Raw genomic sequence first — 21,878 nt, forward strand, 5'->3', positions numbered from 1 at the left:
GGTCTCAGGCATACGAGGATGGCATGGGATACTCGTCTGCGTTGAGAACCCAGCCTTGGTTGGAAAAATCAACGCGCGGCGGTGAAAAGATATCCACCAGTTGGTTGAGGCCGTGGTCCATGCCGCGCGATGTGTGGATCGCGGGCGGCGGTATCACCGTGAGAGATGGGGACTGCACAAGAGCGTGTTCATCGTCGCGCCAGGCATTCAGATTTGTGGTCCATGGCCACCGCAGATGGTGTGTGAAGGCGCCGTCGAGCGCCAGCGAACCTTGCTCGAAATCGTCGTGGTGATGCGGCGATAGCTTGGTGATGTCGCGCGGACCATTCTGCGCGTCGAGATAGTTCACCATCAAAGTCGTGCAGCGGAAGATGCGTCCAAAGCGGCCGGGCGTCGGCGGGACATCGAGGCTGTAGGCACGAATGCGGAAGCCGCCCACTGGATCCGGCCACGGCTCGAGCAAGGTGACGTTCGGGTGCTGCTCGGCATAGGAGTCGGCGTTGGCGCAAAGCGCGTTGAGATCGTCCGATCGGGTGGAAAATATGCGGGTCGCTCGGCCACCTTTTGGCAAACTGATCCGGCTGTCGCCCGGCGGGAGGATCACCAGCGAAAAGCCGTCAACCTCCACCCGCTCGCCATTCGCTTGCACGACCGCCGGCGTTTCGCGGTCTGACAGGAGAAGCACGTATTCGTCGACCTGACTGGTGCGCGACAAGGAACCGCCGGCTTGCAGCTCGCTGTAGCCAACGAGGAAGTTCTGGCCGCGCGTTAGCCAGGTCTTCGCGCCATCTTCGGTGAATTGCGGATCGGTTTCGTAGAACAGGCCGTAGTCAGCGCCTGAAAATCGCATCGGCGCAGCAACAGGCGCTGCAGAGGCTGCCGCCATCCTTGCTCGCGGATCTGTCTGGTCATACATCGCTTCTCTCTCCCGATCGTTCTTTAGTACAGAACAATGACATCAAAAAATGACCGGGCGCTATGCACATTGTCAAGAGTGCGGCTCACACGCGGTCTGAAAATCTGTGTTCCCGCCGCTTGACAGGGAAAATGTTTCAAAACACTATTATTAGTAACAGCGTTCTGCATAACGAAACGGAGGAGACGTTCATGCTGACTCGCAGACAGGTACTCGCATCCACCAGCGCAATCGCCGCAACACTTGCCATGCCTAATATCGCCCGTGCCGCACCGATCCACATGCGGTACGCGCATGCTGCCAACGAGATCCACCCCGGCCATATCGCCGCTCTGGAGTTCAAGAAGGCGCTGGAAACACTTGTTCCGGGTGCTATCGAGATCACCATCTTCCCGAACCGACAGCTCGGCGAAGACAAGCAGAACCTTGAATCGACAATCGCGGGCGTGATCGACCTTTGCGGTTGCTCGGGCGTCCAGATCCCGCTCGTCACAGGGCGGCAGGCACTGGATGCCTATCAACTGCCCTTCCTGATCCGCGATTACGATCACTTCACCGAACTGGCGATGAGCGATGTCGGCCAGAAGCTGTTGGACGACCTAGAACCGGCCGGCATCGTTGGCTTGCAAACTACGGATATCGGCAAGCGCCACTTCGTGTCTGCTACGAAAGTAGTGAAAACTCTGCCGGATTTCGCCGGGTTGAAGACCCGAATACTGCCTGTTCCGCTTCATAAAGCGATCTGGGAAGCCGTGGGTACCTCGCCAGTGGGGCTGCCCTATGGCGAAGTGTACGGCGCCCTTGAAACCAAGGTGATCGACGCGGTCGAGATCAACGTTTCGTCGATGCTTTCGGAAAACCTTTGGGAGGTCGGCAAGAACTTCACGCTGACCGGCCACTACCCCTGGCACAACGTCACGGCGATCAACAAGATGGTGTTCGATGGCTTGCCGGAGGAACTGCAGACTGCTCTTCGAGAGGCGGGCAGGCAGTCGATCAAGCCGACGATGGAGTACACGGCCAACCAGGATGCCACCGGGCGTGATGAACTCCGGGCCAAGGGCGTCAGCATCTACGAGCTCGAAAACATCGACGAGATGAAGACGAAAGTGGCACCGATCGTCGAGACCTGGAGTGCCAAGGACCCCTTGATCGCCGAATTCGTCAAGGCCGCGCAAAGCGGGGTCTGATCACGGCAGGAACCGAGTGATCGCGATTGCCCGGTTCAAGCTTGGTCCTGCGCGGGCGCAAGAGCCCGCGTGCTCGAAGCCACAGGTGCTTGCAGTGACGATTTCGACCCTCTCCGAACAGGTGGTCTGGCTTCGGCCGATTGCTTGGTACACAGGTTTTATCCGGTTTTTGGCCGGTGCTTCCATGCTGAGCGTGGTGGCGATCATGACCGCGCAGGTCATCGCCCGCTATGTGTTCAACTCCAGCCTGATCTGGGCGGAGGAACTCTGCCGCTATATCCTGATCTGGCAGACATTCCTGTTCATCGGCATGGCCTACAGCCGCGGTGAACTGGTTGCCGTCGACATCATTCCCGACCTGTTGACGCCGAAGGTGCGCTTCGTCCTAAAGCTCCTGACGGCCATCCCCATCGTCATCTTTCTGTGGCTGATGATGACGAACGGCTACGATTATTCGACCCGCTTCGCGCGTCAGGTCGTTCCCGCTATCGACTTCATCACCATGTCGCTGATCGGCCGTGGCGTCGGCGTGTCGATCTTCTGGGTTTATGTTTCCGTCGCGGTCGGCTCGTTTTTGCTGATGCTCCACATCCTCGGATCGCTTGTCGGCGACTTCCTTGAAATCCGCAGCGGCGCGCCGGATGCCGCCCATCACCATACCAAACCGCAGGCGTAAACGATGGGCAGCTTCTTCGGCGCTTTCGTTCTTCTTCTCGCAACCGGTGTTCCGATTGCGCTGGCGCTCGGCGTCGGCGGAATGATCTACCTCTTCTTTTCCGGCAACGGCGCGATCATCCTGGCTTTTCCGCAGCGGATGATGGCCGGCGTCGACCAGTTCATCCTGCTCACGATCCCCCTTTTCCTGCTTGCGGGGATGTTGATGAATGTGGGCGGTATTACCGACCGCATCGTGCAGTTTGCGCGCGCCATGGTGGGACATCGGCGGGGCGGCATGTCTTCGGTCACCGTGCTGTCGTCCGGCTTTTTCGCGGGCATTTCCGGCAGCGCCACGGCGGAGGCCTCCGCCCTCGGCTCCATCCTGATCCCCGCCATGCAGCGGCAAGGCATACCGCCGGCCTACGCTGCGGCGCTTGTCGGCGTCAGCGCGATCGTCGGTCCGATCATCCCGCCTTCGATCACCATGATCGTTTACGGCGTGCTCTCCGGCGCTTCCATCGGTCAGTTGTTTCTGGCCGGCGTGACGCCTGGCATCCTAATTCTAGGTGGTCTCCTGATCTATGCAACCTGGCGGGCCAAGCGCGACGGCTTTCCCGTGACCCCGAAGATGAGCTGGGATGAACGCCGCGGCGCAACGCTGCGGACTGTGCCAGCCCTGATCTTGCCGCTGATCATCATTGTCGGCATCAAGACGGGCATCTTTACGCCGACCGAAGCCGCCGCCGTGGCGGTGATCTACGCGCTCTTCGTCGGCTTTGCTTATCGCGACCTGACCTTGACGCGCGTCTGGGAAGCGATGATTTCGACCGCGCTGGTCAGCTCCTCGATCCTGTTCATCACGGCCATGGCCAGCATCGTGGCCTTCGTGCTGACGCTTGAGCAGGTGCCCGCAACGATCGCCTCGGGCGTTTTGTCGATCAGCGACAATCCGATCATCGTGCTCATCATGCTCAATATCGTCCTGCTGATACTGGGCATGTTCCTTGAGCCGATCTCTATCCTGATCCTGACCATGCCAATCCTCATGCAGTTCATGAAGATCATTGGAATGGACCCAGTTCAGTTCGGCACGATGGTGGTGCTCAACGTCGTGATCGGCATGGCGACGCCGCCAGTCGGCATCCTCCTATTCATCGTCTGCGCTGCGTCCGGACAGAAGCTTGGTGCAGTTACGAAGGAAGCACTGCCTATGATCGCGATCTGCGTTCTTGTTCTGGCACTCGTCGCCGCCATCCCGGCGCTGACGCTGTGGCTGCCGCTGGCGATGCTTCCATGACCCGACATTCGAAACATCAGAGGAGATAGGAGCAGATGGCTTCGCGCGACTCCACGCCCACAGGTTTTCGCCAACGCTTCATGAGTGGCGAAACACTGGTCGGCACCTTCGTGAAAACGCCGGCTACCCACCCGATCGAGATCCTCGGCAGTCTCGGCTTCGAGTTCGTGGTGATCGACGAGGAACACGCTCCCTGGGACAGGATGGCAATCGATGCGGCATTGCTGGCGGCGCGTGCTTCCGGAACGGCCGGCATCGTTCGCGTGGCCGAACCCACGCCTGCCAAGATTCTGGCCGTCCTGGATGATGGCGCGACGGGCGTGCTCGTGCCGCATGTGAGTTCGGCAGCCAAGGCCCAAGAGATCGTCAAGGCATGCCGCTATCGCGGCGGTCGGCGCGGCTTCTCCAACACAACGCGAGCGGGCGATTTCGGTGCAGTCGGCGTGTGGCCCCATGTCGACGCGCAGGACGCGGCGGTGACCTTCATTGCCATGATCGAGGACCCGGAAGCACTCGACGAGATTGACGCAATCGTCGGTACCGAAGGGCTCGATGGCGTCTTCATCGGCCGCGGCGACCTGACGGTGGCACTGGGTGCGCCGGCCATGGATGCGCCGGAAATCATGAGCGCCTGCGAGACGATCATCGCGGCGGCCAAGAAGGTCAACAAGCCGGTCGCCATGATGGTGGCCAATGCCGACGACGCCAACCGCTTTCACGCCATGGGTGCGACCACGTTCATCGTCGCATCCGATCAGGGTTTCCTGCGCTTGGCCGCATCGAAAGCCTATGCCGACATTTCCGCCGTGGGCGCCAAGAGCGCCTGAGCGGAACAACGAGGAGACGAACAATGGCCGACAACACCACAGACTATCCGATGATCGTGCCGCTTCCGGAAATGACTCCGGAACGCGCGGCCGAAGTGGCCGAACTTCTGGTCGACGCCGTTGATCTTCATTGCCACTCGGGACCGGCGGCGATGCCGCGCATTCTCGGCCACCTCGAAGCGTTCCAAATGGCCGAAGATGCCGGCTTCAAGGCGCTGCTCTATAAGGACCATTATTATGTCGGCATGCCGCATTGCGCGGTGCTGAAGGACATCTATCCCGACTCGGAGGTCGAGCTGTATTCGGGCGTCGCGCTCAACAACGCGTCGGGCGGCATCAACCCGCATGCGGTCGACCACAACATCAAGCTCGGCGGCAAGATAGTCTGGTTCCCGACCTTTGCGGCCAAGAACCATATCGAGGCCTATGCCTCGAAGAGCTTCCCTAAAACTGCCAAGCCGATGCTGCCGCCCATCCCGCTCACCGTGCTCGACGCCAATGGCAAGCTGATCGACGAGGCCAAACAGATCTGCGACCTGATCGCGGAAGGCGACATCATCCTGGCCGGCGGGCACCTGCATGTATCCGAGCTGTTCGTGCTTTTCGAGGAAGCCGCAAAGCGTGGCGTCAGGAAAATGTTGGTGAACCATCCTTCCTACATCATCGGCTGTTCTGACGAGGATATCCGCGGGCTGGTTGGACTCGGGGCCTATATGGAACACTCGATCTGCATGTTCATTCCCGGCCGCGCCAAGCAGCACGAAACGGAAGACCTCATCCACATGATGGAGGTGGCGGGCGTGGACCGCACCGTACTCGGCTCAGACCTCGGCCTGACGCAGGCGCCGAAGCCGGTGGATGGCTACCGCATGATCGTGTCGGACCTGCTCGACCATCAGGTCGACAAGGCCGATATCAAGAAGATCATCTCCACCAACGCCACCGGCCTGCTCAATCTCGCAGCCTGAACAGAACCAATCGAGGAGGAAAAGGGATGGCTGCTGCTCGTAAAGTGATCATCACCTGCGCGGTGACGGGCTCGATCCACACCCCGTCTATGTCGCCGCATCTGCCGGTGACGCCGGAAGAAATCGCCGATGCCGCGATCGGGGCGGCGGAAGCCGGTGCTGCGATCGTGCATCTGCATGCGCGCAATCCGCAGGACGGGTCGGCCGACCAATCGCCTGAAGCGTTCGAGCCGTTTCTGAAGGTGATCAAGCAGCGTTCCGACTGCGTGGTGAATATCACCACGGGCGGGGCCGCGACCATGACAATCGAGGAGCGGCTGCGGCCGGTCTCGACCTTCAAGCCCGAAGTGGCCTCACTCAACATGGGGTCGATGAATTTCGGGCTTTACCCCATGCTGAACCGCTACAAGGAGTTCAAGCACGAGTGGGAGCGCGACTATCTCGAAGGCTCGCGCGACCGCATCTTCAAGAACACCTTCGCCGATATCGAGAACATCCTGACCACCTGCGCCGAGAACGGAACCCGCTTCGAGGTGGAATGCTACGATATCGGCCACCTCTACACGCTTGCGCATTTCGTGGATCGCGGCATCGTCAAGCCGCCTTTCTTCGTGCAAAGCGTGTTCGGCATTCTGGGCGGCATCGGCCAGCATCCGGAAGACGTTATGCATATGAAAAGGACGGCCGACCGGCTGTTCGGCGATCAGTATTCCTGGTCGGTGCTGGGCGCTGGTTCAAACCAGATGCGCATTGCGGCGCAAGCGGCGGCGATCGGCGGCAATGTGCGGGTGGGTCTGGAAGATTCACTGTGGATCGGACCGGGCCAGCTTGCAAAAAGCAATGCCGAGCAGGTCACCAAGGTTCGTGGCATCATCGAAGGGCTGGGCCTTTCAATCGCCACGCCGGATGAAGCGCGCGAGATCCTGCAGCTCAAGGGCGCGGACCGAGTGGCGTTCTAGTGGCGGCCAAGACCATCCTGATCGTTTACGCCCATCCCGAGCCCGCTTCCTTCAACGCAGCGTTGCGCGACCGTGCGCACGAGGCGTTGGAGGGGGCCGGGCACCGGGTTGTTGTGTCGGATCTTTATGCCGAGGGCTTCAACCCATTGGCTGGGCGGCACGATTTCACCAGCGTCGCCAATCCCGCCATCTTCCACTACCAGACCGAGCAGGCGCATGCGGCCCGCCACGGCACTTTTGCGCCCGACATCGCGCGCGAACAAAAGCGGGTCGCGGATGCGGATCTGATCCTCTTCCAGTTCCCGCTGTGGTGGGGCGGACCGCCGGCGATCATCAAGGGCTGGGGCGAGCGCGTACTGGCCTACGGCTTCGGTTACGCGGATGGGTTGCGCTACGACACCGGCGTGTTTCGCGGCCGGCGGGCAATGGTGTCGATGACATCAGGTGGGACGACCGCACGGTTCGGCGCGGGCAATGCTTATGGCGACCTCCAAAGCCAGGTGCTTTGGCAACTGCAGCATCTCGGGCTGGAATACATGGGCTATGAACTCGAAGAGCCCTTCGTCGCCTATGGCGCGCCCCGCACCGATCATGCAGGGCGACTTGAATATCTCAGCCAGCTGGAAACCCGCGTTCTGGCCGCCGCCGCAAAGCCGGTCGACCGCAGCCTGACGATCACCAATCCGCTCGACCTCGTGCCGGATGGCGCCTGGAAGCAACAGCGATAGGAGAGGGCAAGAATGGACAAGGGAAAGGTCGCGCTTGTCGCGGGCGGATCGCGCGGCATCGGCACGGCCGTTGCGCGTCGGCTGGCGAGGGACGGGTTGGCGGTTGCCGTGGGCTACCGCAACTCGGCGTCGGAAGCCGAGGCGATCGCGCACGACATCGAGGCAGCGGGCGGCCGGGCGTTTGCCGTTCAGGGTGATGTGGGGCGCGATGGCGATCCGGCGCGGATGGTGGACGAAACGGTCCAGCGCTTTGGGCCGCTCGACGTGCTGGTGAATACGGCAGGCATCGGGCCGTACCGCGCTCTGGATGCCGTGGATGAAGCTTACATCCGAGCGATGTTCGACACCAATGTCACCGGCGCGATCATGCTGACCAAGGCTGCCGCTGCTGTGATGCGGGAAGGCGGGCGGATCGTTCAAGTGTCTTCGCGACTTGCCTACAGCCCGATCCCGACCAGCACGGTTTATGCGGCTTCCAAGGCTGCCGTTCAGGCGATGGTGCATGGCTTCGCCAAGGAGCTCGGGCCGCGCGGGATCACCGTGAACGCCGTGGCGCCGGGAGTCATCGAAACCGACATGACCACGAAGATCATTGCCGAACGCGGCGATCAGATCCGCGCCACCACCCCGCTTGGCCGCACCGGCCAGCCCGACGATATCGCCGGCATTGTCGCCTTCCTCGCTTCCAACGATGCAGGCTGGATCACGGGACGAACGATACTGGCGGATGGTGGAATGACATGAGCCTGTTCAGCCTAGTTAAGGCACCTAGGACCTTCCTTTCCGCGCCGCGCGGTTAGGATGGGGTCGCATTCTTCGTCACCGATGCTGAACGTGCTCGGCTTGGCGCTGCCGCATTGGGGTCGCTGCCATGTTCGGTCCTTCGCAGGTGCTAAGCGCCTGATCAATATGGTCTTCGACACCTTGCTGGCTGCTGCCGGCTCTGCAGTCCTCTCGGCAATCTCAATCATTTTGGAAATTCTTGTCCTCCCATTCGCAGTTGGCTCTGGGGTGCAGTCGCGTTCGCGGTCTGCCTGGGGCTTGGATCAGGCATCAACAGCATCGCGCGCAGGGAAGCCTGCCGCTCTACCTGTTCAGATGGGGAGCTACGGAACATCACCGGAAACGAGCGGCGCTTGCGGATTATCGCGTAGGTCGCTTCATCCGCGACCAGTCCACGATCCGCTAGCCTCGCTGGCCTCCTTCAGCCCGCGGCGAGCTAGTAGGAGGAAGGCATGGAACAGACTTCAGTCCTTTAGGTTTGCTGGCTGAATTATCCTGGCCCGGAAGGCTGGGATGCTCCGGTAGGCGATGACATGGAAGCGATCCATTGCGACCTAGTAAGCGCCTGAGTTCATCGCCCCTATTTGAAGTCCCTGCCTTATGATTATCAAAGCCGTAATCTTCGACATCGACGGCACGCTCGTCGAGAGCAACGACATGCACGTCCTTGCTTGGCAGGAGGCTTTCGCCAGCGTCGGAGCAAAGTTCGATAAAGCCGCTATTCATGAACAGATCGGCAAGGGCACAGACATGCTCGTTCCGACCTTGCTTCCAGAGGCTGACGAAAAAATGCTGAAGAAGCTCGGAGAAGTCCATGGCGAGATCTTCAAGCGGAAGTTCCTTCAGGCCGTAAAGGCCTTTCCAGGCGCCCATGACCTTCTCGCCCGTGTCCGCGCGGCAGGCAAACTGGCGGTGCTGGCGTCCTCGGCGTCGGCTGGCGATCTCGACCACTACCTCGACCTTTTGAAGGCGCGTGATCTCGTGGCGGCGACCACCAGCGCGGACGACGTCGAGCACACAAAGCCTGCGCCCGACATCTTCGCGTCGGCTCTCGCAAAAGTGGCGCCACTCACATCAGATCAGGTTCTTGTGGTGGGTGACACGCCCTATGATGTTCAGGCAGCCACCCGATGCGGGATCGCCGCCGTTGCCGTGCGGTCGGGCAACTTTTCAGACGAGGTGCTTCGGCATGCCGGCCCCCTAGCACTTTACGACGACGTAGCCGCTTTGCTGGCCGGCTTCGACAACTCTCCGCTAGCCCAATAGATGGAGCCGAGCTTCGCCGCCGCTGAGGTAACGAATGGCGTCGGTCCCTGCACCTTGCGCGTCGGGACGGCTGGCTGGAACATCCCCAAAGCCGTATCAGACCGGTTCCCCGGTGAAGGGACGCATCTGCAGCGTTACGCGACCACGTTTCGTGCAGCGGAGATCAATTCGTCGTTCTACAAGCCGCACCGTCGTGTGACCTACGAGAGGTGGGCAGAAAGCGTTCCGCAGGACTTCAGGTTTTCAGTTAAGCTTCCGAAGTCAATCTCTCACGCGGCGTCAGCCGAAGAGCAGGACGCTCTCGTTCATCGCTTCTCGGAAGAAGTTCATGGCCTCGGACACCGACTGGGCGTCGTGCTCGTCCAGTTCCCGCCCAAGCGAAGTTTCGGACGTGCAGAGATGGATCGGCTCTTCGCGAGGCTATCTGCAACGTTCTCCTGCGCGATCGCCTGCGAGCCCCGCCATGTCAGCTGGTTCGAAGCGCTAGCGGAGCGGTTCCTAATCGACCGCCAAATTGCTCGGGTAGCGGCTGACCCTCCCCTGTTTTCTCAGGCAAGCGGTCCAGGCGGTTGCTCGGGGCTGCGTTATTACCGCCTGCATGGCTCCCCCATCGTCTATCGCTCCAGCTATGATGATGGCCGGCTGGAACAGATCGCCAAAACGCTCGAGGCCGCAGCCGCCTCGGGGGGCCAAACCTGGTGTATTTTCGACAATACAGCCGCCTCCGCCGCGGCAATAAACGCCTTGGCGCTCACCGACGTCTTATGCAAGTCCGTGGCGCCTGACGAATGAAAGCGAGTATCTCTGCTGGATTTCGACCACGTCCAACAGAACGGCTTAGGGATCGACCTACGACGGACTCGGCTTCAACGTCTCCTTCCCGTGGCTAACCAGGCACGAACAGCCTGTCCCGTTCCCACCAGTCCGAATCAATGGCGCCCGCTCAATCAGACGCGCTGGGAAATGATATCCTGAGGCAGATCTGGGGCCGGAAGCGGAGCGTCTGCTGTTGGGCTATCAGAGAGCGGAACGCTGAGGCTGGCCGGGCACAGGATGACGATCTCAGAAGGCTCAAGCACGTCGAGACTGAGGATCGCAGAGGAACATATCGAAGGTCGACGCAAAGCCGGATCGCCCAGGTACAGTAACCCGGAGAGCTCGGCTATCCGGCACGCGCTCGACCCACTTCAGTTCCAGAAAGCGATCAAGGAGCGCGGCACCGAGCTTACCGGCAATGTGTGGGCGTCGCTCGCTCCAGTCGAGACAGGTGCGGCACAAGGGTCGTTTCGACGTACCTTGGAGGGCGGCCAGATCGATCCCGAACCTCATAAAGAAGCGCTCGCCCTCAGCACTGACGAACCCTGCGCCGTCCGTCAGCGTCAGGTGCCCTCGTTCACAAAGCACGTCGGCCAGCGCAAGCGCCAATCTGCCCGCGAGATGATCGTAGCAGGTGCGCGCGTTGCGCAAAGCTTCGTCGCGCGGGCCGATCGGGTGGTGACGCTTCGGCCCGTTCGCCGCGACCGTCATCAAAGCATGGATCGCCTGTGCAACGTCGGGTGTCGCCAGCCGGTAGTACCGATGCCGACCCTGCTTCTCCAAAGCGACGAGCTCGGAGTCCGCGAGCTTAGCCAAATGTCCGCTGGTCGTCTGCGACGTGACGCCGGCATGGCGAGCCAGTTCACCGGCGGTGAGAGCCTGTCCGCCCATCAGCGCCGACAGGATGTTTGCACGGGCCGTGTCACCGATCAGCGCGGCGACTTCTGCGATCGTGTTTCCAGAGGCCATGTTTCCCATGTCTGATCCTAACAGCCGGATCAAGCTTCGTCATCACGGGACAGTTCGGCCGCGAGCGAAGCATTCGGTGCGTCACGTGAACTATGACAGGAGGGCCAACTTAGCTTTAGCCTTCTCGCGAGGAGTCTGCCGTGATTACCTGCTTCATCCGCTACGAAATCGATCCGTTCAAACGAGAAGCCTTCGAGACCTACGCGCGGACCTGGGGAGAAGCGATCCCGCGCTGCGGAGCGGATCTCGTCGGCTATTTCGCGCCTCACGAGGGTTCCAGCATCGTTGCATACGGCGTCTATCACGTCGAAAGTCTAGCGGCATACGAAGCCTACCGGGCGCGCCTCGCGGCTGATGCGGCAGGGCAGGAGAATTATGAGTTCGCCAAGCGGGAGCGGTTTATCCACCGAGAAGATCGAATGTTCCTGAAGCTCGTCTCGGCCCCACACAGTTCCCTGGTGCGGCGATGATCGCCGTCCTCTTCGAGGTCTGGCCTGCCGAGGGCGAGCAGGACACCTATCTGGAACTCGCCGCCAAGCTGCGCGCAGAGTTGGCCGAGGTGGACGGCTTCATATCCGTCGAGCGCTTCGAGAGCTTGTCCGAACCGGGCAAGCTCCTGTCGCTGTCCTTCTTCCGGGACGAGGCAGCAATCGAAAGCTGGCGGAACCGACCTGTTCACCGGGCGACACAAGCGCGTGGAAGAGCAGGAGTATTTCGGGATTATCGCCTGCGCATCGCAGCCGTCACGCGCGACTACGGGTTGGCAGACCGGATCGAAGCCCCATCCGACAGCCGGTCAGCTCATCCGATTTGACCAACGACAACAGCTAGCGTCCGTAGTCGAGCGGACACCGCTTACGATGATCCAGCATTTCGCCAATGCAGTCTTCTGCTGACGCCCTCTCCAAAGCCGAAAGTCAGGAAATCACCCACGCTCCGTCACTGGCGCCCGCTCCATTATCCCGCTTGGGAAATGATTTCCTGAGGCAGCTCTGGGGCCGGAAGCGGTTTGTCTGCTCCCAGGAACTAAGGCAGGGAAAGCAGACGTTTGTCTCGTGACCTAAAGTCGGCAGTTTCCGCCAAGAAATGGATCTGCTTCAGACCTGCCAGTCTGGAGGAGCCCACCCGACACCCTCTTTTGGCCGGTAGGCAAACTTTGACTGAAAGGGGGCCAACAGCGGACGGTTGCTCTCAGGATCCAGCACAACTGATAACTGCCATTCGTCTCCCAATCCATTGTCGGCAGGATATCTCAGTCGCTTGCCACTCAGCTGACCATTCGCCTCCTAAGCGCGCAGTAGGCCCGAAAGCACTACGATCATAGGACGTTGGCTGAGTGCAATGCAGCGATCAGCTTCGCGAAGTGGAACGGAGAGTGCTGCGATAATTGCAAACGCAAACTGGTCTTCCCGAGTGAAGGCGAACCGTTTTGGGCTTTCCGCGAAGAGCACACAGGCGGCGGCGGTTGCAGTTGCCGAAAGCGAGGTGGAAGTAGGCGCGGCCACCGCCCCTCCGGCGCCAATGGCGCCGCCCGGAGGGCGCCTGCCGGACTACAAGGACAACCTTGAAACACGCCTCCTACTCCTGCGGAGACGACTTGAAGAGAAGGCTGCGCCTGTCCAGCCCGTATGTATGGGTGCTGCCGCTCTCCATGCAGGGAGGGCCGGTTGCCGCGATGTCTCCGAATTCACTGACCGCGGATATTGTACCATGCTGGGCGGAGCAAAACGGTTGCCTTATTGTTCAGGCATCGTCTTTCCATCGATCCGCCCCGACGCTCCAGCTAAGCTAGCAGCTTGCCCGCGTCGGTCCGTTCGAAGTCCTTGTCGATCGGCCACAAGGGTCGAGGTACCTGGTTGTAGGCACGGCGCTCAGCCCTTGGCGTCGCCAAACCGCCGGCATCGCAAACGACCACCTTTCCGGCGATCGGCTCGAACGCCGCGCGAAAGTGCTGCATCGACTTCAGCGCGAGCACGCGGCGCGATTCCGGTTCGATGCCGAAGGCGCGCAACTGCTGCAGGTCCACCATCTGCTGGGCTTCGGATACGATCAGCACTTCGATGCCGTCCACGTCGAGCACGGCCGTCGGCCCGAAGCTGTGCTTCAAGCCACCCTGTATTGGCCCATCGCCGGTGTACTGACCGTCAGAAAGCTTGCGCAGAACGCCCGTGACGTTCAGAGGTCCGCCCCCGAACTTGGGATCGCCTCTGCCGCCAATCATAATCGTGACGATGTCCCCTTCCTTGGAGCGGTGCAACGTCTGCGCCGCAGAGGGATCGACCAAGGGCGCAAAGACCGCATCTTCAACCGCTCCGTCGATCAGCCCCTTCAGAAGCGCTGTTGAATCCCCGTAAGCACCCGCCCCTGGGTTGTCGGCATAGTCGGCGATTACGAGAGGCTTTTCGCCGCGCCAGTTTCGCGCTTCGGACACCGCTTCCTCGACGTCGATGAAGACGTTGCGCTTTTTCGTGCGCCCGTTCCAAATTCGGTCGGCGAGTTCCGATGTGACGCGCTTTGCTTTTGCTTCTGCATCCCGGTCAAGGCTGTCATAGGTCGCCAGAACCGTCGGACCCACACAGAACACGTCTGCGCCCGTGAAGGCGGCGTTTACCGACACCGCAAGCAACCCGTCAGCTTCTGCCGCGCGGGCATGGTCGTATAGCGCAAGCGTTTCCGGAACATCCGTGCGGCCGGAGTTGGCTTCATCGAGCATGGGGACGTGCGCCCGAATTGTACGCGGCGCGATCTGGCCCTCCATGGCGCGACCCAGGATCCGGCCAGCGTGCGCGCCGGTTTCACGCATGTCGACGTGGGGGTAGGTCTTGAAAGACACCAGGATGTTTGCGTGTCGCACCATGTCCTCGGAGACCATGGCGTGAAGATCAAGCGTGGCTGCGATCGGGATGCTGGTTCCGAGTTCTTCCCGCAGAAGGCCAAGGAGATAGCCTTCGCCGTCCTGGCAGAAGTCGGGCACCATGGAGCCGTGCAATCCGAGGAACACCCCGTCTAGTTGATCCTTGTTTGCGCGTGCCGCTTCCAGAACAACGCCTGCAATGTGCTCATAAGCCCGTTTCGCGACGCGCCCACCGGGCACGGCATGCGCCGACACGGCGTGGATGACGGTCCAGCCTGCTGGCTCCGCAACATCCATGAAGCCTGCGAGTTCGGTGTTGGCGTTGCGACGGACGCGGATCGCGTCATCGCCATAATGCAGTGTGTCCACCTGGAACTGCGGCATATCGGTGAGCGAACGTGAGAACGTGTTGCTCTCGTGCATGAACTCGCAGGTGAGAACGGTAAACGTCATGGCAGTCTCTATTTTGCAAGCCGGACCCGGTGGTCGGGCCCGATCGGGACAAGGTGGCTTGGCGCATCCTCCACGTGAGGATCGGCGGGGTGCGAGAGGTCTGGAAAAAAGATGGCGTCCGACGGAAGGTGCTCAGCATCCGGCACGGGGCGAGCACCCGTCAGAACAGCGTCTGGATCGGGAACCGAACCGATCAAGCGGCGCGTGTAAGGGTGGGTCGGGCGGCTGAAGATCGAATGCCAATGGCCCTCCTCCACCACGCGCCCGAAATACATGACGGCAACCCGGTCACTGACGTGCTCGACGACGCTGAGATCGTGCGAGATCATGATGTAGCTGAGCTTCAGCGTTTCCTGCAGGTCCATCAGCAGGTTGATGACCTGGGCCTGGATCGACACGTCGAGCGCTGAAACCGGCTCGTCCAGCACCAAGATCTTCGGGTCAAGCATCAAGGCGCGGGCTATCCCGATGCGCTGGCGCTGCCCGCCGGAAAACTCATGCGGGAAACGGTTGGCGTGATCGGGCGTCAAGCCAACGCGCGTCAGCATTTCGGCGACGCGGTGGTTGGCGTCGCTTCCGCTGGCGATCCCGTGCAGCGCAAGCTGGGAAGACAACATGCGGCCGATCGTTTGGCGTGGGTTGAGGGACGCGTAAGGGTCCTGGAACACCATCTGCGCAATGCGGGCGCGATCCTTGCGGGCCGGAGCGTTCGGTCCGGTCAGCGGCTTGCCCTTAAAAAGGATCTCCCCTGACGTGGGCTCCTGCAACCCCATGATGGTGAGGGCTGTCGTGGATTTGCCGCAGCCGGACTCGCCCACGATTGACAGGCACTCGCCCTGGTTCAAGGTAAGGCTGACGCCTTGCACCGCTTTCAGCGTCCGCTTGGGTGCAAACGGAAACGAGCGGGAAATTGGAAAGTGAACGTGGAGGTCGCGGACCTCCAACAAGGGCCCACTCACGGCGTCGCTCCTGAAAAAACACGCGGCGTCACCAGCGTAGGCTGGTCGCGTCCGCGCTCGTCGCTGGAAACAACTTCGTCGAGCTCCGTCAAACGACCGCGTTGCGCAAGCGTGCGGGACCCCAGCCTTGGGCGTGCCGCAAGAAGGCCCCTGGTGTAGGGATGCAGCGGCCTTTCAAAAAGCGCGCGGGTATCCTGTTCCTCCACAAGCCGTCCCTGATCCATGACGCCGACGCGCCGGCACATGTTGGCAATCACTCCCAGGTCGTGGCTGACCAGCAGGACGGCTGTTCCTTCGGCCTGGGAAAGCTCGGCAATCAGCTCGAGCACGCCCGCCTGCACCGTCACATCGAGTGCTGTCGTCGGCTCGTCCGCAATCAGCAGATCGGGGCGGCAGGCCAAGGCCATCGCAATCATGACGCGCTGGCGCATGCCACCGGAAAGCTGATGCGGATAGGAGCGGGCACGCTCTTCGGGGCTGGGCACGCGGACGTTCTCGAGCGCCTCGACCGCCTTTGTGCGCGCTTGCGACCAGCGGAGTCCGCGATGAATGACGAACATCTCGGCAATCTGCCGACCCACCGTCGCCAAGGGGTTGAGCGCCGTCATTGGCTCCTGGAAGACCATCGCCATGCGGTCTCCCCGCAAGCGCCGCCTGGCCCGGCTGTTCAAGGTCAGAAGTTCCTGCCCGCGAAACAGGATCGATCCGCCGGTTACTTGCAAGGGACGCTTCAGCAGCCCCATGACGGAAAGGCCGGTGATGCTTTTGCCCGATCCGGATTCCCCTACCAGGCCATAGGTTTCGCCGGGTAGGATATCAAAGGAAACCCCGTGCAGGATCGCGTTCTGTTTGCCGATCCCGATGCGCAGATCACGTACGGACAGAACAGGCTCGGACTCCTTGTGTGTCATACCTTTCGTGTCCTCATGTGAGGATCCAACAGGTCTCGCATTCCGTCGCCAAGGAGGTTGAAGCCAAGCACGGTGATGAAGATGGCCAAGCCTGGATAGATGGCAGCCCAGGGAGCGGCACGAAGAAGCTCGCGTGCGTCGGTCAGCATGTTGCCCCAGCTGGGCTGTGGCGGCCGAATGCCTACGCCGAGAAAGGAAAGCGCTGCTTCGGCCAGAACCGCACTTCCGATGCCAAGCGTCGCCATCACGAGAACCGGCCCGAGGATGTTCGGCAGAATCTGGGTTCGCATGATGTTGAAGTCGCCGAAACCTGCGGAAACGGCGGCCTGAACGAAGCCCTGGTTCTTGAGCGACAATGTGCTGCTCCGCGCGATGCGGCAGGTCCAGGACCAGTTTGTCAGCCCGAGTGCGATCAAGAGACTGGGCAGACCGGGTCCAAGCACTGCCATGATCGCGAGCGCAAAGACCAGCGAGGGGATGGCCAGCATGACATTGGTCAAGCCGTTGACCAGGTCATCCCACCATCCGCCAAAATAACCCGCCGACACGCCCAGCGCTGTGCCGATGAACGAGTTGATCAGCTGAGAAACGAGGCCAACTGTTAGTGACACCTGCGCACCATAGAGCACGCGGGAAAAGACATCGCGCCCTTGTCCATCTGTTCCCATCGGATGCTCCCAGCTCGGGGGCATTTCGGAATTCATCAGATCTGCATGAAGCACCGGATCGTAGGGCGCGATCCATCCCGCCCCGAGCGCGCATACGATAACAAGCAATGCGAGCGTCAGCCCGAGCACCAGATTGAACCGCAGCCGCATGGATCAGGTCACCTTGATCCGCGGGTCCACCGCGGCATAAGCCACATCAACCAGCATGTTGATGACCAGGAACCAGAGGACGATCACGATCACCGCGCCTTGAACAACAGGGATGTCGCGTGCGGCAACACTGTCCACGAGGAGCGAGCCAATGCCTGGCCAGGAAAACAGCTTCTCGATCACGATCGCCTGCCCCATCAGCGAGCCGACCTGCAGTCCGAGTGTTGTGAGAACGAGCACCAGCACGTTGCGGGCGACATGACTGCGGACCAGACGCGGCTCCGAAACACCCTTGGCACGCGCGGTGCGGACGAAATCGGCATTCATCACATCGAGCACGCCGGCGCGCGTCGTTCGCGCCAACAGGGCCATTGGAGATACGCCCAGCGCAATAGCGGGCAAGATAAGGTGCTGAAAGCTGTCGGCGTTGTAGCCAAAGCTTGGCAGCCATCCGAGCTGGAGCGCGAAAACATACATCAGCAACAGGCCGAACCAGAACTCGGGAAGGGACAGGCCCGAGATCGCCACCATCATCGTACCGGTGTCGATCACGCTCCCGGGCTTCAGCGCCGCGACGAAGCCAAGAGGAATTCCCACGAGCGCCGCGAAAAACATCGCCGCCAATGCAAGCTTGATCGAAGGCCAAAGCCGGGGTTCGATCACATTCCAAACCGGCTCGCGGGTCCGATAAGAAATGCCGAGATCGAAATGCGCCAGGCCCCAGAGATAATCCCACAGGCGAACCAGTAGCGGCTTGTCCAAGCCAAACTGCTGATTGAGGTGCGCCATCACGTCCGCATTCGTGGCATTGCGCCCTTCCGACATCAGGCTCGAAATGAAGCTGCCGGGAACGACGCTGAAAATGACGAAGATGATGAGCACGACCACAAGCAAGGTCGGAATCATCTGCAGCGTACGACGAAGGATGAAGCGCATCATGCGCGAAGGCTGCCTTTCCCCAAAGACCAGGTTGAAGGCAGGCGCCACCGGAACACCGGTACCGCCTGCCTTCATGCAGGCCTATTTGCGCGATGCCGGCGCGTCTGCGTCGATCCAGAGATCCTCATAGTCCTGGACCGCCAACTCCATGGCGTTCGGCTTCAAACCATGAACCCAGGGCTGGTAAGCCATGACAGCCTTGTTGTAGTTGAAGAACCAGAGCGGCGCTTCCTCCTGCAAGAGATTGTTGGCTTGCTTCAGAAGGTCGATCTGCTTGGCAGCATCGGTTTCACTGCCCGCTTGATCCAGGAGTTTGTCGAACTCGGGATTGGAGAACTTGACGTAGTTACAAGCGGTTTGCGGCGTTTGGGAATGGAAGCAGGTCAGGTATTTCAGTGCATCCGGGCCTGACGAATTCGACCAGATATAGGCTTGGAAGTTGTCGGACAGGATCTTGTCGGACAGAACGGCGCTTTCCACCGGGTCTGCCGTGACTTCCACGCCAACCTTCGCCAGCATTGGAATGATCGCTTCGACGATGGGGATCCCCCAGCTTTCGTTTGGCGTCGCCGTGACGGCAAACTTCAGGCCCGTTTCGAATCCGGCTTCCTTGAGAAGCTCCTTGGCCTTTTCCGGGTCATAGGCATATGGCTCCGCGTCCTTGTCGAAGGCGGGAGACGAGATCGGCAACCAGGAGACCGCTGGATAAGCCTTGTTCTTGAGCAGCTTCTCGACGATCAGATCCTTGTTGATCGCGTGATTGATTGCCTGCCGGACGCGCTTGTCCTTGAACGCTTCGACGTTCTGGTTGAAGCCGATGTTTCGCGTGTAAACCTCTGCCACTTCGAGGATGCGGTCCTTGAGAGCCGGATCTTCGCCGTAAGCCTCATATTGAACCGGTCCGAGGATGTTGACGTCGATCTCGCCGTTGCGGAAAGCGACGTCGCGTGCCGAAGCCTCACCCATCAGCATGATATCGAGCTTGTCGAGGTGCGGCTTGCCCCCCTCGAAGTAGTCCTCGAACTTCTCCAACTCGACTTTCGAGCCGGCAACGTAGTTTGCCAGCTTGAAGGGGCCGAGCCCGTTCGGCTTCGATGCAAGCTGGTCTTCCGGGTAATCCTTGGAATAGATCGGCGCGTAATTCGACATCAGGTTCCAGCCTGGATCAGCCAGGTTGGTGGTGGTGATCTCGATCGTTTTGTCGTCGATCTTTTTCAGTCCGGAAATTTCAGTGGCCGTGCCGGCCTGGAACTCGGCGACGCCGGCGATCTGCAGCATCTGTTCGGCGCCTGGCAGCGCCTTCTTGGGATCGGCGAGGCGGTTGTAGGACCAGATCACATCATCTGCGTCGAACTTGTCGCCGTTGTGGAAGGTCGCATCCTTCAGCTTGTAAGTATAGGTCTTGCCGTCTGCCGACTTCTCCACGGACTCCGCGAGATCAAGCTCAGGCTTGCCGCTTTCCGGGTTCCATTTGTAGAGCGAGCGATTGATGGCTTTGGCGACAATCTCGTCTTGCGTATGCGGCGTCGCCGTGATGTCGAGCGAGGTGATGGAGTTGCCGTAGGGCGCGGTGAACACGAGCTTGCCACCATCTTGCGGCTTGGCATCCTGTGCCAAGGCGATCGTTGCAGTCCCGAGCATCAATGCCGAGATCAGGCTCAATCTTGTCATCATCATCATTCTTGTTTCCCCTTGTGGTTCTGTGATCAGTCAGCCGTCGGACCTTTGCGCAGGCGTTCGTCACGCCCTCTCGTAAACAATGCGACCGTCGAGGATCGTCATCTCGCAGTACGTCGCCTGAAGGATATCCTCGGGCGAAGCGGTCAGGAGATCATTCGAGAACACAGCGATGTCGGCCAGCATCCCCGGCTCCAGACGTCCCTTCACCTGCTCCGCGCACTGGGAATAGGCGCCATGCTCAGTGTAAGCGCGGAGCGCCTGCTCCGGCGTCAGGATTTCCGAAGCGTCCATCACCGTCCCCTTGTGGGTTTTGCGGGTGATCATCGCGTATAGGTTCGGGAAGGGGTTCGGCGAACACACAGGCGAGTCGCTGCCGGTGGATGGTTTCATTCCAAGCCGGTCCCATGTTGCGATCGGATAGGAGCGAAGGCCGCGCTCCGGTCCTAGAACCGAGATGTAGGCATCGCCGAAGTCGTAGATGAAGGCCTGCTGCGGCGCGGGCAGAATGCCGGCTTGTAGCATCCGCTGGTTCAGTGCCTCATCGGCATAGCCGCAGTGCTCGATGCGGTGACGAAGAGAATGGCTCGACCCAGCCGCACGCAAACGCTCATAGGCGCGCACAAGCTGATCGATGGCAGCATCACCGATGCCGTGACAAACCATCGGGTAGCCCAGCGCCGTATAGCGATCCACCAGTTCAAACAGCTGCTCATCCGGCAGCATCTGGACGCCAAAATTCTGTGGTTCGCCGCTGTAGGGCTGCCGCATCCAGGCTGTTCGCCCACCCGCAGAACCATCCGTGAAAACCTTCACGCCGCCGATGCGGAACATGTCACTGCCGGAGCCGTAGACGAAACCTGCCGCGTGACAGGATTCCACGATTGTTGTGGCGGGATCGCCGAGAAGCGTAGCCCAGACCCGGACTTGCAGCCGGCCCGCTCGTTCGGCCTTTTGATAGGCGTCGATCTCGGTCATGCCGTCGATCTGGCCTGTGGCGGCATCCATGCAGGAGGTGATGCCGAACTGAAGCAGGTGATGACTGCCGGCTTCAATCGCGCCAACGATTTCATCCAGCGCCGGCGTCGGCTGCACGTTGTAAACGAGGTCCTGTGCGTTTTCTGCAAGCAGTCCCGTCAGATGGCCGTTTTGCCGCCCGATAACGCCGCCGTCTGGATCGGGCGTGTTGATGTCTATGCCCGCCAACGACAGCGCCCGCGAGTTGGCGACAGTGACATGGCCGCAAGCGCGCGTGACGGACACCGGATGATCTGGCAAAGCCGCATCGAGTTCTTGCGCGGTCGGCATAAGCCCGTCATCGTATCGCGTCTGGTCAAAGCCGCGCGCGGTGACCCAACCGCCCTTTGGAGTTTCGGCAGCGCGCTTCTGCAAGGCAGCCACCAAGGCAGCTCGCGTTGGCGCGGCAGCGGGTGTTGCATCAACTTTGCCCCGCAACAGCCCGGTGGAGATCAGATGCAGATGCGCATCGTTCAGGCCCGGCATCGCGAAGCGTCCATCCAGATCCACGATCTTCGTGTTAGGACCACACGAGGCTGCTACTTCGGCATCAGACCCTGTCGCCAACACCAAGTTGCCGCGGATCGAAACTGCTTCGACGATCGGATTGCCATAGCCGGTCCAAATCCTGCCTCCGCGCAAAACAAGATCTGCCTCATGAGAGGATTGCATGCTGCTATTGTTCTCCCCGGCAGTACCCGCAGGCACCATCCTCCCCCACCAGCACCGGGCCTGGCCTGGCCTGGTTTCGTTTCAGCTGTTGCCAGTGACTACTGCACAACTGCTTGTTGAACCTACGATGCGACGTATGCGCGGGCGTGGCCAATTCGCTTCTCGCAAAATCTCATGCAAATTTTGCATAGCGCAACCTTGA

21 protein-coding genes are annotated in these 21,878 nt (G+C 60.7%); 12 read left to right on the forward strand and 9 right to left on the reverse strand.

Annotated features, from left to right (window positions below; translation table 11 throughout):
• Positions 1-4: 4 nt before the first annotated feature.
• Entirely contained in the window at positions 5-916 is a 912-nt protein-coding gene (locus J5Y06_RS00755; protein ID WP_209333213.1) for a cupin domain-containing protein, read from the reverse strand.
• A gap of 191 nt (positions 917-1,107) precedes the next feature.
• On the opposite strand from J5Y06_RS00755, the gene J5Y06_RS00760 reads away from it, so the two are divergent.
• The 10 genes from J5Y06_RS00760 (at position 1,108) to J5Y06_RS00805 (ending at position 10,383) form a co-directional block, all read left to right on the forward strand.
• On the forward strand, positions 1,108-2,106 hold the full coding sequence (locus tag J5Y06_RS00760; RefSeq protein ID WP_209333214.1) for a TRAP transporter substrate-binding protein: 999 nt from the start codon (positions 1,108-1,110) through the stop codon (positions 2,104-2,106).
• 94 nt (positions 2,107-2,200) lie between these two features.
• The gene (locus J5Y06_RS00765) at positions 2,201-2,782 is read left to right on the forward strand and encodes a TRAP transporter small permease (RefSeq protein WP_209333215.1); all 582 of its coding nucleotides are present in this window, start codon (positions 2,201-2,203) and stop codon (positions 2,780-2,782) included.
• 3 nt (positions 2,783-2,785) lie between these two features.
• Positions 2,786-4,060: a TRAP transporter large permease gene (locus tag J5Y06_RS00770; protein WP_209333216.1), complete on the forward strand. Its 1,275-nt coding sequence runs from the start codon at positions 2,786-2,788 to the stop codon at positions 4,058-4,060.
• Positions 4,061-4,095: 35 nt separating this feature from the next.
• Complete coding sequence (locus J5Y06_RS00775; protein WP_209333217.1) at positions 4,096-4,887, forward strand: HpcH/HpaI aldolase family protein; 792 nt, start codon at positions 4,096-4,098, stop codon at positions 4,885-4,887.
• A 23-nt stretch (positions 4,888-4,910) separates the two neighbouring features.
• Complete coding sequence (locus J5Y06_RS00780; protein WP_245247498.1) at positions 4,911-5,855, forward strand: DUF6282 family protein; 945 nt, start codon at positions 4,911-4,913, stop codon at positions 5,853-5,855.
• A gap of 26 nt (positions 5,856-5,881) precedes the next feature.
• Positions 5,882-6,814 carry a 3,5-dioxohexanoate:acetyl-CoA acetone transferase gene (gene kce / locus J5Y06_RS00785; RefSeq protein ID WP_209333218.1) on the forward strand — a complete coding sequence of 311 codons (933 nt, stop codon included), beginning with the start codon at positions 5,882-5,884 and terminating at the stop codon, positions 6,812-6,814.
• Positions 6,814-7,542 (forward strand): NAD(P)H-dependent oxidoreductase, encoded by a 729-nt coding sequence (locus tag J5Y06_RS00790; protein WP_209333219.1) that lies wholly within the window; start codon positions 6,814-6,816, stop codon positions 7,540-7,542. The genes kce and J5Y06_RS00790 overlap by 1 nt, the downstream gene beginning before the upstream one ends.
• Before the next feature lie 12 nt (positions 7,543-7,554).
• Complete coding sequence (locus J5Y06_RS00795; RefSeq protein WP_209333220.1) at positions 7,555-8,286, forward strand: SDR family NAD(P)-dependent oxidoreductase; 732 nt, start codon at positions 7,555-7,557, stop codon at positions 8,284-8,286.
• Positions 8,287-8,925: 639 nt separating this feature from the next.
• Positions 8,926-9,591, forward strand: coding sequence for an HAD family hydrolase (locus J5Y06_RS00800; RefSeq protein ID WP_209333221.1), 666 nt, complete (start codon positions 8,926-8,928; stop codon positions 9,589-9,591).
• Positions 9,592-10,383: a DUF72 domain-containing protein gene (locus J5Y06_RS00805; protein WP_209333222.1), complete on the forward strand. Its 792-nt coding sequence runs from the start codon at positions 9,592-9,594 to the stop codon at positions 10,381-10,383.
• Positions 10,384-10,662: 279 nt separating this feature from the next.
• On the opposite strand, the gene J5Y06_RS00810 is transcribed toward J5Y06_RS00805, so the two are convergent.
• The gene (locus J5Y06_RS00810; RefSeq protein ID WP_209333223.1) at positions 10,663-11,385 is read right to left on the reverse strand and encodes an ArsR/SmtB family transcription factor; all 723 of its coding nucleotides are present in this window, start codon (positions 11,383-11,385) and stop codon (positions 10,663-10,665) included.
• A gap of 131 nt (positions 11,386-11,516) precedes the next feature.
• Between J5Y06_RS00810 and J5Y06_RS00815 the strand changes: the two genes are divergently transcribed.
• Together J5Y06_RS00815 and J5Y06_RS00820 are read left to right on the forward strand one after the other, a co-directional pair.
• Positions 11,517-11,846, forward strand: a complete 330-nt coding sequence (locus J5Y06_RS00815; protein ID WP_209333224.1) for an NIPSNAP family protein — start codon at positions 11,517-11,519, stop codon at positions 11,844-11,846.
• Positions 11,843-12,190, forward strand: a complete 348-nt coding sequence (locus J5Y06_RS00820) for an antibiotic biosynthesis monooxygenase family protein (protein ID WP_209333225.1) — start codon at positions 11,843-11,845, stop codon at positions 12,188-12,190. Before J5Y06_RS00815 ends, J5Y06_RS00820 begins: the two co-directional genes overlap by 4 nt.
• Before the next feature lie 969 nt (positions 12,191-13,159).
• Here the strand turns inward: J5Y06_RS00820 and J5Y06_RS00825 are convergent.
• The 7 genes from J5Y06_RS00825 to J5Y06_RS00855 form a co-directional block, all read right to left on the reverse strand.
• Complete coding sequence (locus J5Y06_RS00825; protein ID WP_209333226.1) at positions 13,160-14,683, reverse strand: M81 family metallopeptidase; 1,524 nt, start codon at positions 14,681-14,683, stop codon at positions 13,160-13,162.
• Positions 14,684-14,691: 8 nt separating this feature from the next.
• Positions 14,692-15,642 (reverse strand): ABC transporter ATP-binding protein, encoded by a 951-nt coding sequence (locus tag J5Y06_RS00830; protein WP_209333227.1) that lies wholly within the window; start codon positions 15,640-15,642, stop codon positions 14,692-14,694.
• A complete protein-coding gene (locus J5Y06_RS00835) occupies positions 15,639-16,553 on the reverse strand; it encodes an ABC transporter ATP-binding protein (protein ID WP_209333228.1) in 915 nt (304 codons plus the stop codon). The genes J5Y06_RS00830 and J5Y06_RS00835 overlap by 4 nt, the downstream gene beginning before the upstream one ends.
• Complete coding sequence (locus tag J5Y06_RS00840) at positions 16,550-17,371, reverse strand: ABC transporter permease (RefSeq protein WP_209333229.1); 822 nt, start codon at positions 17,369-17,371, stop codon at positions 16,550-16,552. Before J5Y06_RS00840 ends, J5Y06_RS00835 begins: the two co-directional genes overlap by 4 nt.
• 3 nt (positions 17,372-17,374) lie before the next feature.
• A complete protein-coding gene (locus J5Y06_RS00845; protein WP_209333230.1) occupies positions 17,375-18,310 on the reverse strand; it encodes an ABC transporter permease in 936 nt (311 codons plus the stop codon).
• An 81-nt stretch (positions 18,311-18,391) separates the two neighbouring features.
• Entirely contained in the window at positions 18,392-19,984 is a 1,593-nt protein-coding gene (locus tag J5Y06_RS00850) for an ABC transporter substrate-binding protein (protein WP_209334304.1), read from the reverse strand.
• Between the two features lie 66 nt (positions 19,985-20,050).
• The gene (locus J5Y06_RS00855) at positions 20,051-21,676 is read right to left on the reverse strand and encodes an amidohydrolase (protein ID WP_209333231.1); all 1,626 of its coding nucleotides are present in this window, start codon (positions 21,674-21,676) and stop codon (positions 20,051-20,053) included.
• Positions 21,677-21,878: the final 202 nt, after the last annotated feature.

This window comes from Tianweitania sediminis (genome assembly GCF_017813335.1).
Classification (GTDB): Bacteria; Pseudomonadota; Alphaproteobacteria; order Rhizobiales; family Rhizobiaceae; genus Tianweitania; species Tianweitania sediminis.